14 protein-coding genes and 1 pseudogene are annotated in these 14,399 nt (G+C 71.3%); 11 read left to right on the top strand and 4 right to left on the bottom strand.

Annotation, left to right across the window (positions count from 1 at the left end):
* Positions 1-115: 115 nt before the first annotated feature.
* Both asd and LRG07_RS11375 read right to left on the bottom strand, forming a co-directional pair.
* A pseudogene (asd, locus tag LRG07_RS11380) lies at positions 116-973 on the bottom strand (archaetidylserine decarboxylase); the annotation flags it as partial.
* Positions 970-1,674, bottom strand: coding sequence for an SCO family protein (locus LRG07_RS11375; protein ID WP_201169146.1), 705 nt, complete (start codon positions 1,672-1,674; stop codon positions 970-972). The pseudogene asd and the gene LRG07_RS11375, both read right to left, overlap by 4 nt.
* Positions 1,675-1,797: 123 nt before the next feature.
* Here LRG07_RS11375 and prmB point away from each other — a divergent pair, with 123 nt between their 5' ends.
* Both prmB and LRG07_RS11365 read left to right on the top strand, forming a co-directional pair.
* Positions 1,798-2,718 (top strand): 50S ribosomal protein L3 N(5)-glutamine methyltransferase, encoded by a 921-nt coding sequence (prmB, locus tag LRG07_RS11370; protein ID WP_201169144.1) that lies wholly within the window; start codon positions 1,798-1,800, stop codon positions 2,716-2,718.
* Positions 2,719-2,793: 75 nt separating this feature from the next.
* Positions 2,794-4,092, top strand: a complete 1,299-nt coding sequence (locus tag LRG07_RS11365; protein WP_238636953.1) for a M48 family metalloprotease — start codon at positions 2,794-2,796, stop codon at positions 4,090-4,092.
* 29 nt (positions 4,093-4,121) lie between these two features.
* Here the strand turns inward: LRG07_RS11365 and LRG07_RS11360 are convergent, their stop codons facing one another.
* Complete coding sequence (locus tag LRG07_RS11360) at positions 4,122-4,574, bottom strand: arsenate reductase ArsC (RefSeq protein WP_201241521.1); 453 nt, start codon at positions 4,572-4,574, stop codon at positions 4,122-4,124.
* A gap of 180 nt (positions 4,575-4,754) precedes the next feature.
* Between LRG07_RS11360 and hemH the strand changes: the two genes are divergently transcribed.
* From hemH to LRG07_RS11315, 9 genes are all read left to right on the top strand, one after another.
* Positions 4,755-5,870 carry a ferrochelatase gene (gene hemH, locus LRG07_RS11355; RefSeq protein ID WP_238635629.1) on the top strand — a complete coding sequence of 372 codons (1,116 nt, stop codon included), beginning with the start codon at positions 4,755-4,757 and terminating at the stop codon, positions 5,868-5,870.
* An 87-nt stretch (positions 5,871-5,957) separates the two neighbouring features.
* Entirely contained in the window at positions 5,958-6,407 is a 450-nt protein-coding gene (locus LRG07_RS11350) for a Na+/H+ antiporter subunit E (RefSeq protein WP_201169135.1), read from the top strand.
* Between the two features lie 16 nt (positions 6,408-6,423).
* Positions 6,424-6,687 (top strand): monovalent cation/H+ antiporter complex subunit F, encoded by a 264-nt coding sequence (locus tag LRG07_RS11345; protein ID WP_201169150.1) that lies wholly within the window; start codon positions 6,424-6,426, stop codon positions 6,685-6,687.
* On the top strand, positions 6,687-6,992 hold the full coding sequence (locus LRG07_RS11340) for a monovalent cation/H(+) antiporter subunit G (RefSeq protein WP_201169132.1): 306 nt from the start codon (positions 6,687-6,689) through the stop codon (positions 6,990-6,992). The genes LRG07_RS11345 and LRG07_RS11340 overlap by 1 nt, the downstream gene beginning before the upstream one ends.
* The gene (locus LRG07_RS11335) at positions 6,989-7,948 is read left to right on the top strand and encodes a hydrogenase subunit MbhD domain-containing protein (RefSeq protein WP_238642431.1); all 960 of its coding nucleotides are present in this window, start codon (positions 6,989-6,991) and stop codon (positions 7,946-7,948) included. The genes LRG07_RS11340 and LRG07_RS11335 overlap by 4 nt, the downstream gene beginning before the upstream one ends.
* On the top strand, positions 7,945-8,247 hold the full coding sequence (locus LRG07_RS11330) for a sodium:proton antiporter (RefSeq protein WP_238633980.1): 303 nt from the start codon (positions 7,945-7,947) through the stop codon (positions 8,245-8,247). The genes LRG07_RS11335 and LRG07_RS11330 overlap by 4 nt, the downstream gene beginning before the upstream one ends.
* A 3-nt stretch (positions 8,248-8,250) precedes the next feature.
* On the top strand, positions 8,251-9,714 hold the full coding sequence (locus LRG07_RS11325; protein WP_238642430.1) for a proton-conducting transporter membrane subunit: 1,464 nt from the start codon (positions 8,251-8,253) through the stop codon (positions 9,712-9,714).
* Entirely contained in the window at positions 9,711-11,222 is a 1,512-nt protein-coding gene (locus LRG07_RS11320) for a complex I subunit 5 family protein (RefSeq protein ID WP_238635627.1), read from the top strand. Before LRG07_RS11325 ends, LRG07_RS11320 begins: the two co-directional genes overlap by 4 nt.
* A complete protein-coding gene (locus LRG07_RS11315; RefSeq protein ID WP_238642427.1) occupies positions 11,222-12,898 on the top strand; it encodes a complex I subunit 5 family protein in 1,677 nt (558 codons plus the stop codon). The genes LRG07_RS11320 and LRG07_RS11315 overlap by 1 nt, the downstream gene beginning before the upstream one ends.
* Here the strand turns inward: LRG07_RS11315 and traF are convergent.
* Entirely contained in the window at positions 12,895-14,313 is a 1,419-nt protein-coding gene (gene traF / locus LRG07_RS11310; protein WP_238642426.1) for a conjugal transfer protein TraF, read from the bottom strand. The genes LRG07_RS11315 and traF overlap by 4 nt on opposite strands.
* Positions 14,314-14,399 lie beyond the last annotated feature (86 nt).

Here is a 14,399-nt window from a genome sequence, read left to right as displayed (position 1 = left end):
GGCACCCGCCGGTTAACGCGCCGCCCCACGATCGAGCTCCGGCCGCCAATCGAGCCGCCCCACGATCGGACTCCAACCGCCAACCGAGCCACCCCACGATCGAGCCCCGACCCAAAAAACGCCCCAAAACCCCCCCCACCCGCACCGACCGCCCCGACACCAGACCATCGGCCCAACGCACCGCCCCCCGCGGCAACACCAAAATCACCGTCGAACCCAGATTGAACCGCCCCAACTCCTCACCGCGATCCAAAAACACCCCGGCACCCGGCGCGTAATCCCGACTCAACCCCGGCGCATCCGCCACCGCCCCCCCCCAGACCGTCTCAATACTGCCCACATTCACCGCCCCCACCGGGACCACCGCCACCGGCCCCACCGCCGTCTCCCAGAGCGTCACATGCCGCTCATTGCGCAGGAACAGCCCGCGGATGGCGCGCACCGCACAGGGGGCAACCGTCAGCAGGCGCCCCGGCACATGCCGCTCGGCACACAGACGCCCGGCCAGCGGCGCATGAAAGCGGTGATAATCCCGCGGCGACAGATAAATCGTCACGAACGCCCCATCGCGCAGCGGTGTGGCATCCAGCCCACCAAGCAGCGTACTCAGGGGGTACTCGATCCCCTTGGCCTGGATCAGCTGCTCGCCGCGCAGATGCCCCACCGCGCTCACCGTCCCGTCGCAGGGGCTGACCAGCGCCTGCGGATCCTCGGGCAGCGGCCGCGCCCCCGGGCGCAGCGCCCGGGTGAAGAGGGCATTGAAGGTGGGGTAGGCACACGGGTCGGCGTGCTCGGCCTCGCTCAGATCCAGCCCGTAGCGCTGGACCAGGAAGCGATTCAGGCGGTTCTTCAGCCAGGGGCGCGGGGAGCGCGCCACATGCCAGGTCACCCGGGAGAGCAGCCGCGTGGGCAGCAACCGGTGCCCGAAGGCGCGGACCCGGTCGGCAAGATGGGCGGCGGGCTCGGCGCTCATTCGCGGACCCGCTCGCGGACGCTCTCTAGCAGGTTGCGCAGGAAACCGCCGCGTTCGCGCTCCATCAGCCGGAACAGATCCCGAGCGATCAGCTCCGGGTGGTGCGGGGGCATCAGCAGCGCCACCAGCTTGCCGCGGGGGTTGATCACCAGCAGCGCTCCCTCCGGCTGGATGTGGAAGCCGTCGTCCACGTTGCCGCCGTTGGGCGCCATGTAGCGCACCCCGACGCTGCCGGCAAGCTCGCGGACCCGCGCCACCGGTCCACTGATGCCGTGGAACGCGGCCGGATAGCGGCCCACGTAGTCGGCCAGCTCGTCCGGGCCGTCATCGGGATTGACGCTGACCAGCGCCACCTGCAGCCGCGCGCTCATCCGCGTGTGCGCCAGCTGCTCGCGGGCGCTGTGCAGCAGCGCCAGGTTCTCCCAGGTGGTCGGGGATTCGGTGTGCCCGAAGGTCAGCACCGTCCACTTGCCGTGGAGGTCGGTGGACGAAAAGCGCTTCCCGTCCTGGTCTTCGAGCACGAAATCGGCGATGGGCCGGCCATCCTCCAGGTAGGTGCCCTGGATGTCCGGCACCCCCGGATCCGGGCGCAGGGCGGTGGCGGCGAGGCCGACGCCGATCACCGCCGCCAGCACCGAGAGGACGGCCAGCAGGGCCCCGAGCAGGGGCCGGGTGGTTCGTTGCGGACGGTTTGCCGGCATGGGCGCTCCCGGATCCAAAATCGCAAGCCGTTCCAGCGCGCGACAGCGCGTGCATCGATCGCTGGGCAGTGGCACCGTAACCGGCCATCATAACCGAAGCGCAAACGCCAAGGGAGGAACACCGTGGAGCCCATCGACCACGCCCCGGAGGGTCTCGAGACCCTGCGCGACATCGTCCGCTACGCCGCCAGCCGCTTCAACGAGGCCGGGCTGGTCTACGGCCACGGCACCGACAACGCCATCGACGAGGCCGCTGCGCTGGCCCTGCACGCGCTGCACCTCCCGGCGGACCTGCCCGACCTCTACTGGGGCGCGCGCCTGACCCGCGGCGAGCGCGAGGCGGTCATGGCCCGGGTGCGTCGGCGTATCCAGGAGCGCCTGCCGCTGCCCTACATCACCCACGAGACCTTCTTTGCCGGATTGCCGTTCTACATCGACCAGCGCGTGCTGGTGCCCCGCTCGCCGATTGCCGAACTCGTCGAGCGCGGCTTTCAGCCCTGGCTGGATCCGGACGCCGTCGAGCGCGTGCTGGAGATCGGCACCGGCTCCGGGTGCATCGCCGTCGCCTGCGCCTACGCCTTCCCCGGCGCCGCCATCGACGCCACCGACATCGACGCCGACGCCCTCGAGGTGGCCGCGGTCAACGTCCACCGCCACGACCTGGACGAGCGCGTCGCCCTGATCCAGTCCGACGTCTACGAAGGCCTGCCGCAGCAGCGTTACCAGCTCATCGTCACCAACCCCCCCTACGTGGATGCCCCGGCCATGGCCGCGCTGCCAGCCGAATACCGCCACGAGCCGCACCACGCCCTGGCCGCCGGCGAGGACGGCCTCGACGTGGTTCGCCGCATCCTCAGCGGTGCCCCGGATCGGCTCACCGAAGACGGCCTGCTGGTGGTCGAGGTGGGCGACTCCGAGGAAGCCGTGGCCGAGGCCTTCGGCCACCTGCCGCTGACCTGGGTGGAGCTCGAGCGCGGCGGCTTCGGTGTCTTCCTGATCAACGCCACGCAGTTGCGCGAGGCCCGGGACGCGGGTGCGCTATAGTCGAGGAGGTCCGACAACGGAACCACGGTTTCGGAGCGACGATCCGGGCGGCGGCAGCCCGGCAGGGGAGGAAAGATGCAGGGCAGACAGGTCTGGCGATGGCTGATTCCGGTGGCGCTGCTGGCGCTGGGCTTGTCCGGCTGCGGCGTCAACCCGGTCACCGGTGAGCGGGAGTTCCGGCTGATCTCCGAGAGCGAGGAGATCGCCATGGGCGAGCAGCACTACGAGCCCACCCTCCAGAGCATGGGCGGTCGCTACAACGCCGACTCGGAGCTGGTCGCCTACGTCGACGAGGTCGGCCAGCGCGTCGCCGCCGAGAGCCACCGCCCCGGGTTGCCCTATGAGTTTGTCGTCCTCAACGACGGCACCCCCAACGCCTGGGCCCTGCCCGGCGGCAAGATCGCCATCAACCGCGGCCTGCTTACCGAAATGGAGAATGAAGCCGAGCTGGCCGCCGTGCTTGGCCACGAGATCGTCCATTCCGCCGCCCGTCACGGTGCCCAGCGCGTCGAGCGCGGCATGATCATGCAGGCCGGCGTCGCCGCCGTCGGCCTGGCTACCCAGGACCACGATTTCTCCGGACTGCTGGTCGCCGGGGCCAGCGTCGGCGTGGGGCTGATCAGCCAGCGCTACTCCCGCGAGGCCGAGCTCGAGGCGGATTACTACGGCACCCGCTACATGGCCAAGGCCGGCTACGACCCCGAGGCCGCCGTCACCCTGCAGGAGAAGTTCGTGCGCCTGGCCGGCGACCGGGAGCCCTCCTGGCTTGAGGGGCTCTTTGCCAGCCATCCGCCGTCCCGGGAGCGCGTCCAGGCCAACCGCGAGACCGCTCGCGCCCTGCGCGAGGAACTCGGCGGCGAGGACTGGACCCTGGGCGGGGAGCGCTACGCCCGGCACATCCGCGTGCTCGAGGAGAACAGCGAGGCCTACGCCCGGCACGACGAGGCGCAGCAGGCCCTGCGTGCCAAAGAGCCCCGCCGGGCCCTGGAGCTGGCCGACGCCGCCATCGACGCCTATCCCGAAGAGGCCGCCTTCCACGCCGTGCGCGGCCAGGCCCTGGCCCGTCTCGGCGAGAAGGACCAGGCCATCACCGCCTTCGACGCCGCCATCGAGCGCAACGACGGCTATTTCAGCTACCACCTCGACCGCGGCCTGCTGCACCGGGTCCGCGGCGACGACGAGCGCGCCCGCGAGGATCTGGTCCGCTCGGCCCGCCTGCTGCCCACCGCACCGGCCCACCTGGCGCTTGGAGAGATGGCCGAGGCCGACGGCGCCCGCGACGCCGCCATCGCCAACTACGAGAAGGCGGCCAGCGCCGAAGGCTTCTACGGCGAGCGCGCCCGAGAGGCCCTCAGCCGCCTACAGGACGGCTGAGCCGGCCGCCGGGGCAGGGCAGCGGGATCTTAGATCTCGAACTCGTCGATCCCGCCGCGCACCTCGTTAAGCAGGAACAGGATGTTCTCCTTGATCTCGTCCTGCGCATCACGGTAGGCGTTCATCGCCTGCGTATCGTCGTCGGCGCCGGCCTGCGCCGGGTCGTTGGTCGGCCAGTGGCGGTGTTCCACACCCTTGGGCAGCTCCGGGCAGGCCTCCTGCGCCTCCTCGGAGAGGGTGATCACCATGTCCACCTGCTCAAGCACCGCCGGGTCCAGCGCCTTCGGCGCCTTGGACGAGATGTCCGTCCAGTCCTCGCTCATCACCTTGGCCGCCCGCGGGTCGAGCTCCTGCGCCGGCGCGATCCCCGCCGAGCAGGGCTCGATCAGATGGCCGGCGAGGTTCTCGGCAAAGCCCTCGGCCATCTGCGAGCGGCAGGCGTTGCTGTTGGACAGGAAGAGTACACGGGTCTTGTTGCTCATTGCCTTGATCCAGACGGTTGCCTACGTGTGACGCGCAGTCTACCCGGCCGGCGGTGTCCGGGTCAGCCTCGGATCGGCGGCTGATTGATGACAGATATGCAGACTGTAAGGAAGTTTCGCCCCATCCGGCCGTCGCTGAACTCCCCAACGTAAGCCCGCTCCTGATATGCTCCGGGCCCTATGAAACTCTATTCCGCGAAGAGCACGTTCCAGCACGATGAAGCGCACGCCGTGGGGGTCCTGGTCGCCAACCTGGGCACCCCGGACGAGCCGACGGAACCGGCCCTGCGCCGCTATCTGCGCCAGTTCCTCTCGGATCCGCGGGTCATTGAGATCCCGCGCTGGCGCTGGTGGCCGATCCTCTACGGCATCGTGCTGCGCACCCGCCCCAAGAAGTCCGCGGCCGCCTACAGCGAGGTGTGGGAGGAGGACGGCTCGCCGCTGCTGAGCATCGGTCAGCGCCAGGCGGCCGGCATCCGCCAGCGCCTGCAGGCGATGAACGATCGCGGCCCCTTCGTCGTGGAGCTGGGCATGCGCTACGGCAACCCGTCCATCCCGGCGGCCCTGCGCCGGCTGCGCGAGTCCGGGGCGCGGCGGATCCTGGTACTGCCGCTCTACCCGCAGTACTCCGCCTCCACCACCGGCTCCACCTTCGACGCTGTGGCGCGCGAGCTGATGGGCTGGCGGTGGGTGCCGGAACTGCGCATGGTCGGTCAATACCACGACGAGCCGGTCTACATCCAGGCCCTGGCCCGCTCGATCCGCGAGCACTGGGAGCGCGAGGGGCGCGGCGAGCGGCTGCTCTTCTCCTACCACGGCGTGCCGGAGCGCTACCTGCTCGACGGCGACCCGTACCACTGCCAGTGCCTGAAGACCTCGCGACTGGTGGCCGAGGAACTGGGCCTGGAGCCGGGCACCTGGGATGTGACCTTCCAGTCGCGCTTCGGCAACGAGGAGTGGCTCAAGCCGTACACCGATGAGACGGTCACCGAACTCGCCCGGTCCGGCGTCAAGCACCTGGATGTCGTCTGCCCCGGCTTCTCCGCCGACTGCCTTGAAACCCTCGAGGAGATCGCCGGCGAGAACCGCGAGTACTTCGAGGAGAGCGGCGGCGAGCGCCTCTCCTACATCCCGGCGCTCAATGACCGCCCCGATCACCTCGATGCACTCGCCGCCCTGATCCTCCAGCACGGCCAGGGCTGGCGCGAGGTCGATGGCGGCCGCGACCGGGAGGCCGAGCAGCGCCGCCGTGCCGAGACCGCCGAGCGCGCCCGGGCCCAGGGCGCCGAGAGTTAGCCCGTGGTCCCGCCGGCGGCGCCAGGCCCCGCCTCCCGGCCCGGCCCCGCGGTGTGGCTGGGCCGCACCCTGCGAGCGGCGGCGGTCATGCTGCTGCTCTGGCTGATCCTTGCCGAGGGGCGGCTTGGCGGCGTGCTCGGCGTCGCCACGATCCTTGCCGCCGCCGGGGTTGGCGTCTACTTCGCCGGCCGGCGCATCCACCCCTGGTACCCCCTGCCGGCACTGCGCTTTGCCGGTTTCTTCCTGGTGCGCTCGCTGATCGGTGCCGTGGATGTCGCCTACCGCGCCATGCATCCGCGCATGCCCATCCACAGCCACTGGCTGCGCTACGCCGTCGAGCTGCCCCCCGGCGAGCCACGGGTGGCCCTGGTCGCGGCCCTGAGTCTGCTCCCCGGCTCCTTGGCCGCCGATCTGGAGGGCGATATCCTCATCGTTCACGCCATCACCCCGCAGGCCGAAGACGAGGTCGCCGGGCTGGAGCGCCGCGTGGCTGCGGTCTACGGCCTGAGCGGGACCACCACCGGTGCCGCCGCATGAGGTAAGCGCCGTGCAGATGCTCTATCTGGGTCTCGCCGTCTTTCTGTTGCTCAACCTCCTCGCCGGGCTGTGGCGCGTCCACCGCGGCCCCACCGCTGCCGACCGTATGCTTGCCGCACTGCTCTTCGGCACCACCACTGTTGCCGTGCTGTTGCTGCTCGCCGAGGCCATGGGCCTGCCGGCGCTGCGCGACGTGGCCCTGCTTTTCGTGGTCCTCGCCGCGGTGATCGCCGTGGCCTTCACCCGGGTGCCGCGGCGCTTCGAGAAGGGGGAGGAGTGATGACGCTGCTCGACGCGCTCAGCGCCGGGCTCCTGCTTCTCGGCGGGCTGTTTTTTCTCACCGGCACTGTCGGACTGCTGCGCTTCCCCGGCGTCTTCGATCGCCTGCACGCGCTGACCAAGGCCGACAACCTGGGCCTGGGCTGCGTGGTGGCCGCCCTGATCCTGCAGGCCGAAACCGGCTGGGTGGCCGCCAAGCTGGTGCTGATCTGGATGCTGGCGCTGATCGCCGCCACCGTCTCGGCGCACCTGATCGCCCGCTTCTCGCTGCGCGCCCGCGGCGGGGCGCGGAGGACGCCGCCGTGATCGACTGGACCTTCGACCTGCTGCTCGCCGGTGGCCTGCTCGGGCTGGCCTGGCAGATCGTCGCCAGCCGCATCCTCTTTCGCAGCGTGGTGCTGTTCATCGTCTTCGGCCTGCTCATGGCCGTGACCTGGGCGCGCCTGGCCGCCCCCGATCTGGCCCTGGCCGAGGCGGCCATCGGCGCCGGGATCACCGGGGCCCTGCTGCTCTCCGCCTACCGCGCCCTGCTGCCCGAGGGCAGCGACGTCGACGAGCCGCCCCCGCCGGCGGTGCCGCCGTGGGCGGCGGTGGGCGTGGCCGTGCTCGTCGGCGTCCTGATCGCCGGCATCGGCTGGGCGGTGGTCGGCCTCGAGCCGCCGGAGCAGACCGCCGGGCGCCTCGCCCTGGCCAAGCTCGAGGCGAGCGGGGTGGAGAACCCGGTCACCGCCGTGCTGCTCAACTTCCGCAGCATCGACACCCTCTCCGAGGTGGTGGTCCTCTTCGTTGCCTTCCTCGCCGCCCGGGTGGTGGCCCAGGACCTGACCCACGCCGGGCCCGGCGACTGGCTGCGCGCCAGCCACCGCGAGCCGCTGCTGGTCCAGCCGCTGATCGCCTTCATCGCGCCGATGACCGTGCTCGCCGGTGGCTACTTGCTCTGGTCCGGGGCGTATCAGCCCGGCGGCGCCTTCCAGGCCGGTGCCGTGCTCGCCGCCCTCGGCGTGCTGCTGCGCCTGACCGGGCGGCTGCGCCCGACCGAGGAGACCAGCTTCGCCGAGCGCCTGGCCCTGGTCGGCGGCATGGTGCTGTTCAGCGCCATCGGCCTGGCCGGCGCTGGCCTGGCCTCGGCGGTGCTCGCCTATCCGGCCGAGTGGACCTATGAGCTGATCCTGCTTATCGAGACGGCGCTGACGCTGGCCATAGCGCTGCCGCTGGTGCTGCTGTTCAGCGGCTCCGGCGGCCTGCGCGGGGAGGTGCGGTGACCCAAGCCGCCTTCTACTCACTGATCGCCGGGGCGCTGGCGGGCATCGGCATCTACGGGCTGATCACCCAGCGCCACCTGCTGCGCCGGATCCTCGCCGTCAACGTCCTCGGCAACTCGGTCTTCCTGCTGCTGGTGGCCCTGGCCCGCCGCCACCCGGACTACGTCGATCCGGTGCCCCACGCCATGGTGCTCACCGGCATCGTCATCGCCGTCAGCGCCACCGCCTTCGCCCTGGTCCTGGCGCGGCGCTACTACGCCGAGACCGGGCTCAACCACCTGCCCGAGGACGAGGAGTAGGCCGTGGCGACGCTCTCCCTGCCACTGGCCTTCTTCCTGCCGCTGCTCACCGCGCTGGCGGTCTTCCTGGTGCGCGCCCGCCGGGCGCCGTGGCTGCCGCTGCTCGGCGCCCTGGCCACGCTGGTGGCGGTGGCCGATGTGGTCCGCCAGGTGGCCGAGCACGGCCCGCAGGTCCATCACCTGGGCGGCTGGCAGCCGCCGCTGGGCGTGGAGCTCTACGCCGACGGGCTCTCGGCGCTGATGCTCGGCATGACCGCGCTGGTCGGCCTGGCGGTCACCCTCTACGCCGGGCCCTACCTGCGCGGCAAGGGCTACAACACCGAGCTCTTCTGGCCGCTGTGGCTGGTGCAGTGGGCCACGCTCAACGGCACCTTCCTCTCGGCGGATCTGTTCAACCTCTACGTCATGCTGGAGCTGCTCACCCTCACGGCGGCTCCGCTGGCGGCCATGGCCGGCGACCGGCCGTCGCTGGGCGCGGCCATGCGCTATTTGCTGCTGGCGCTGCTCGGCTCGCTGGCTTATCTGCTCGGCGTGGCGCTGCTCTACGGCGGCACCGGCACGCTGCACCTGCGCGAGGTGGGCGAGCTCGTCGGTGCCGACGCCCACACCGCCGTGGCGGCGGCGCTGATCACCGCCGGGCTGTTCGCCAAGGCGGCGGTCTTCCCGCTGCACATGTGGCTGATGCCGGCGCACAGCAACGCCCCGGCGCCGGCCAGCGCGGCGCTCTCGGCACTGGTGGCCAAGGCAGGGCTCTACCTGGTGCTGCGCCTGTGGCTGTGGGTCTTCCCGGTGCTGCTGAGTACCTACATGGGCTGGCTGATCGGCGCCCTGGGGGCGCTGGCGGTGCTCTACGGCTCGCTGCAGGCGCTGCGCCAGCCGCGGCTCAAGCAGGTCATCGCCTACTCGACCATCGCCCAGCTCGGCTACCTGCTGCTGCTCCTGCCCATGGTGGTGATCCCGGCCGCCGCCGTGCACGCCTGGCAGGGCGTGGCCTACCACGCCCTGGCCCACGGCTTCGCCAAGTCCGCCGCCTTCCTCGCCGCCGGCAATATGCTCTACAGCCTCGGGCACGATCGGCTCGAGGGCCTGCGCGGGCTCACCCCGTACCTGTCGATCACCGTGCTTACCCTGGGGCTGGCCTTCGCCAGTCTCATGGCCCTGCCGCCCAGCGGTGGCTTCCTGGCCAAGTGGCTGCTGCTCAGCGGCGCGATCAGTGGCGGGCAGTGGCCGTGGGCGGTGGTGATCATCCTCGGCAGTGTGCTCGCCGCCGCCTACGCCTTCCGCGTGCTGGCTCTGGCCCACGCCGCGCCGCCGGCCGGCTACACCGAGGTGCGCCCGGCACAACGGGTGCCGCGGATCATGGAGTGGGTGCCGCTGCTGCTGGTGCTCATCGTCTACGCCATGGGGGTCTCGGCCATGCCGGCGCTGGGGCTGTTGGAGCAGGGCGCACCGGAGGGGCTTCAATGATCGCCGCGCTCCAGGACCTGCTGCCGCTGTGGGCCTTGCTCGCCTCGCTGGGGACGGCGGTGATCATCTTCGCCCTGCGCGATGAGCGCCGCCGTCAGCGCACCTTCTGGAACCTCTTCGGTGCCAGCGTCAAATTGGTCCTGGTGGCCCTGCTGGTCTACGGCTTCCTGCAGGGGCGCAGCTACCAGGTCGCCTGGGAGGTCGTCCCGGGCGTCACCTTTCACTTGGCGGCGGACCCGCTGGCGCTGCTTTTCGCCATGCTCTCGGCGGTGCTCTGGCTGATCACCACCGTCTACGCCGTCGCCTATCTGGAGAACTCCGCGCAGCGGGCGCGCTTCTTCGGCTTCTTCTCGCTGTGCGTGGCCGCCACCTTCGGCATCGCCCTGGCCGGCAACCTCTTCACCTTCCTGCTCTTCTACGAGGCGCTCACCCTGGCCACCTACCCGCTGGTGGTCCACCGCGGGCACCCGGCGGCGCTGGCTGCCGGGCGCACCTACCTCGCCTACACCCTGGGCGGGGGCATGGCGCTGCTCGCCGGGACTGTGGCGCTCTACGCCGCGGTGGGCGAGCAGCCGTTCAGCCCCGGCGGCTCGGCGGCGGTGGCCGAGTGGGCGGCCGCTGCGCCGGGAGCGGCCACCGTGGTGCTCGCGCTGCTGCTCGGCGGTGTGGCGGTCAAGGCGGCGCTCTTTCCGCTGCAGGCGTGGCTGCCCATCGCCATGGTGGCGCCGGCGCCGGTCAGCGCGCTGCTTCACGCCGTGGCGGTGGTCAAGGCCGGCGCCTTCGGCGTGGTGCGCATTGTCCAGGATGTCTACGGCCACGCTGTGGCCGCGGACCTGAACGTGACCCCGGTGCTCGCCGCCCTGGCGGCGGTGACCATCCTCTACGGCTCGCTGCGCGCCCTGGCGCAGGTGGACATCAAGCGTCGCCTGGCCTTCTCCACGGTCAGCCAGGTCTCGTTCATCACCCTGGGGGTGGCCATGGGCGGGCCACTGGGGCTGATCGGCGGGCTGGTGCACCTGGTTCACCAGGGGCTGATGAAGATCACCCTGTTCTTCTGTGCCGGCAACTACGCCGAGACCCTGGGCATCCACCGCATCGAGTCGCTCAATGGCGTCGGCCGGCGCATGCCGCTGACCTCGGTGGCCTTCACCATCGGGGCGCTGGGCATGATCGGCTTCCCGCCCATCGCCGGGTTCATCAGCAAGTGGCACCTGGGGCTGGGCGCGCTGGCCCAGGAGCTCTACTGGATCCTGGCCGTGCTGGTGGCCAGCACGCTGCTCAACGCCGCCTACTTTCTGCCCGTGCTGCGGCGGATCTGGCTGCTGCCGGCCCCCGCCGGCTGGCCAGGGGCAATGCCGCGGACGAGCAGCGCCGAGACCCACCGCTGGCTGCTCTACCCGGCGCTGCTCACGGCGCTGGCAGCACTGCTCGCCGGCGTGCTGGCGGCGGCGGAGTTCTCGCCGCTGAACTGGGCGCAGCGCATCGTGGAACAGGAGTACCCGCTGTGATGATCGACCCGGCCGCCGGTCTGCTGCTGCCGGTGCTCACCCCGCTATTGGCGGTGGCCCTGCTCGCCGCCGGCGCGCGGGGGATCGGGGCAGTGCTGCTGGTGCTCGCACCGCTGACCGCCCTGGGCGGGCTCGTCCTCGCCGGCGAGACCCTGCAGCTGCCGTGGCTGCTGCTCGATACCCGCCTGGCGGCGGATCCCCTCGGCCAGGCGGTGCTGCTGCTCGCCGCCCCGGTGGCCGCCGCCGCGCTGCTCTTCGCCGTGGCCGGGGAGGGCGGCCGCGGCGGTCCGCCCGTCGGGCTGCTCATGGGCCTGGGGGCGACGGTGGCGGCGTTCATGGGCGTGGTGCTGGCCGCCGATCTGGCCACCTTCTACTTCGCCTACGCCACCATGACGCTGGTGGCCTACCCGTTGGTGGTCCACTTCCGCACACCGGAGGCGTTCCGCGCCGGGCGCGTCTACCTGGGTATGGCGGTGCTGGCCGAGGTCGCGGTGCTCGCCGCCGTGCTGCTAATCGCCGCCCAGGGCGACAACGCCGCGCTCGCCGAGGTGCCGGCGCTGGTCGTCGAGCACCCGTACCGCAATGTGCTGGTGGCACTGATCGGGCTCGGCTTCGCCGTCAAGGCCGGCGTGGTGCCCCTGCACGCCTGGCTGGCGCTGGCCCACCCGGCGGCGCCGGTGCCGGCCAGTGCGCTGCTCTCGGCGTTGCTGGTCAAGGCGGCCCTGGTGGCGTGGTGGCGCCTGTTGCCCATCGGCGATCTGGCCCTGCCGGTGGCCGGCGGGGTGCTGGTGGTGGCGGGGCTGGCCAGCAGCCTCTACGCCAGCGTGGTGGGCGTGACCCAGCGCCGGGCCAAGACAGTGCTCGCCTACTCCACGGTCAGTCAGATGGGCCTGATGACCGCCTTTACCGGCACCGCGCTGCTCGAGCCGGCGCTGGCCGGGGCGGCGCTCACCGGGGTGGCGCTCTTCGCCCTGCACCACGGCCTGGCCAAGGGGGCGCTGTTCCTCGGCTGCGGGCTCCACGGCCGCCACCGCGGGGCGTACCTGCTGCTGCCGGCGCTCGCCCTGGTGGGCGTGCCGGCCACCAGCGGGGCCCTGGCCAAGGGGGCGGGCAAGCAGCTCGGCGCCGAGGCCCTCGGCGCCCCGGCGGAGCCGCTGCTGCTGCTCGCCTCGGCGCTGACCGCCGTGCTCATGATCCGCTTCCTGCTGCTGGCCTGGCGCGGCGAGGGCGGGGCGGATCCGCTGGCGCGGCGGGCGGCAGTGCTCGCCCTGGTGCTGCTCTCCCTGACCCTGCCGTGGCTGGCGGCGGCGGTGGTGTCCCCGCAGTTGGTGGGCTACACCGCGCAGCCCGCGGCCCTGCTCGACGCCCTGCTGCCGGCGCTTGCCGGCGGCGCCGTGGCCGCGGTGCTCTTCGGTCTGGCCGGGGCCGCACGGCTGCCGCGCATCCCCGAGGGGGACTGGATCAAGCCGGCGTTGCTCGCCGGGGTGCGCCTGGGCTACGCCAGCCGGCGGGCGTGGCGGCGGCTGCCGGCGCGCCCGCGGGCGCCGTCGCTGGTGGCCCTGACGCGGTTGAGCGCCGCGGTGGAGAGCCGCCTGCTGGCGCTGGCCATGGCCGGGGTGCTGTTCCTGCTGCTGGTCCTGGGGATCGCGCTGCTCGGGATCCTCGCCGGCGGCTAGAAGCGCACGCCCACGCCGGCGTTGAACATGAACGCCCGGGGCACGGAGTCCACCGTCTCGGTGCTCATGGCCGCATCCAGGGTCAGGACCCGGAAGAGCGTGACACCGCCGGTGATATACCCGATCTCCGAGCCGGCCAGGTTCTGCCGGTAGCCCAGGCGCCAGCCGGGCAGGGCGGCGTGGGGTGGGCGGTAGGCGCCACCGACGGTCAGCCACTGGTAGGCGTCGTCGGAGCCATCGGCAAAGGGACCGTCGGCGGCGTTGAGATCGAGCGAGCCGCCGAGCAGCCAGCGCCCGTCGGCGGTGTGCACCGCCCCTTCCACGTTGAGCTGGCGCTCCATGCGGTAGGATTCATCCGGATCGATCTCGCCCCGTGCGGTGGCTTGGTCGTAGGTGGCCTCGCCCTCCACCGCCGGGTAGTCGAAGGTGGGCTCGATCAGATTGGCGATGCTCGCCCCGGCCCGGTAATGGTCGCTGACCCACATCACCCCCAGATCGACGCCGAAATCCGAGTTGGTCTCGCTGTTCTCGCCGAACTCGTCGCTGAGCTTGCTGCCGGCGTCGTCATCGAAGCCCACCGTCATCCGCGAGAGCTCCACCTGGTGGTGCTTGAGCTGCGCGCCGGCGAAGAGCAGGCCGTGGGGATTGTCGTAGACCGTGGTGCCGTAGCCCAGGGTGAAGGTCCGGGTGATGGCGCTGCGGATGTAGCCGCCGAAGCCGTCTAGGTTGATGTCGGCTTCGAGGTCGAGCAAATCGCCGTCTTTGTAGACGTTGCCGTCCTCGTCAATGCAGTAAGTTTCGCCACAGTTTTCGTCAAACCCGTAGTCGCCGGGGTGATCCGAGAGCTGTGCCGCCGCAGTGGTCAGCTCCCCTTCGTGGAGCACCGAGAGGTGTCCGCGGGCACTGTACTCCAGGTCGATGAGCAGCGAGCCGCGCAGGGCGTCCTGGGTGGTCTCGAAGGGGAAGGGGACGAACTGACCCATGGCGCCGATGGTCAGATAGCCTTCCTCGCCCAGGTCGTTGAGCAAGTCGTTGGTGCGCATTTCCAGATCCTGCAGCTCGCCGACCCGGGCGGCGAGATCCTCAAGGGCGTCGTCATCCCCAGGGTCCAGCGCTTCGATCTCCTCGGGCAGCCCCTCAAGCTCCTCGAAGTCGTCCCCCAGATCCTCGAAGTCGTCCCCGAAATCGGAGACGTCTCCGACCTCATAGGAGAGCCCAAGACTGAAGACTCCCATGCGTACGCCGCGCTCACTTCCGGCAATGGGCCCGGCCGGATTCTGCTTGCTGTCCTGGGTGTCGGCGAAGCGGGTGGCGTCGCCGAAGCCAAGCGCCGAGCCCGGCGGCTGGTGGTTGGCGGTTGCGGTCAGGGGGAGTAGCGCGGCCAGCGCCGCGACGGGGAGGGTGTGCCTGCGCATAACGGGTCTACCTGCCGTTCCGGGAAGCTACCCGAGGGTATCGGCTGGCCGCCTCCGCCCTTGAGCGGCCCGCCGGGGCCCCCGCC

Origin of the sequence: Halorhodospira sp. 9622 (genome assembly GCF_022228025.1) — a bacterium.
Lineage (GTDB): Bacteria > Pseudomonadota > Gammaproteobacteria > Nitrococcales > Halorhodospiraceae > Halorhodospira > Halorhodospira halophila_A.
The sequence above is the reverse complement of the archived record's forward strand: the minus strand, read 5'-3'. Positions and strand labels throughout refer to the sequence as shown.

Excerpts from the sequence above, each read along its gene's own strand:
- LRG07_RS11340 (WP_201169132.1), top strand. The coding sequence starts at position 6,687 with ATGACGCTGCTCGACGCGCTCAGCGCCGGGCTCCTGCTTCTCGGCGGG.
- LRG07_RS11375 (WP_201169146.1), bottom strand. The coding sequence starts at position 1,674 with ATGCCGGCAAACCGTCCGCAACGAACCACCCGGCCCCTGCTCGGGGCC.
- hemH (WP_238635629.1), top strand. The coding sequence starts at position 4,755 with ATGAAACTCTATTCCGCGAAGAGCACGTTCCAGCACGATGAAGCGCAC.
- LRG07_RS11350 (WP_201169135.1), top strand. The coding sequence starts at position 5,958 with ATGCTGCTGCTCTGGCTGATCCTTGCCGAGGGGCGGCTTGGCGGCGTG.
- LRG07_RS11315 (WP_238642427.1), top strand. The coding sequence starts at position 11,222 with ATGATCGACCCGGCCGCCGGTCTGCTGCTGCCGGTGCTCACCCCGCTA.
- LRG07_RS11360 (WP_201241521.1), bottom strand. The coding sequence starts at position 4,574 with ATGAGCAACAAGACCCGTGTACTCTTCCTGTCCAACAGCAACGCCTGC.
- traF (WP_238642426.1), bottom strand. The coding sequence starts at position 14,313 with ATGCGCAGGCACACCCTCCCCGTCGCGGCGCTGGCCGCGCTACTCCCC.
- LRG07_RS11345 (WP_201169150.1), top strand. The coding sequence starts at position 6,424 with ATGCTCTATCTGGGTCTCGCCGTCTTTCTGTTGCTCAACCTCCTCGCC.
- LRG07_RS11365 (WP_238636953.1), top strand. The coding sequence starts at position 2,794 with ATGCAGGGCAGACAGGTCTGGCGATGGCTGATTCCGGTGGCGCTGCTG.
- LRG07_RS11320 (WP_238635627.1), top strand. The coding sequence starts at position 9,711 with ATGATCGCCGCGCTCCAGGACCTGCTGCCGCTGTGGGCCTTGCTCGCC.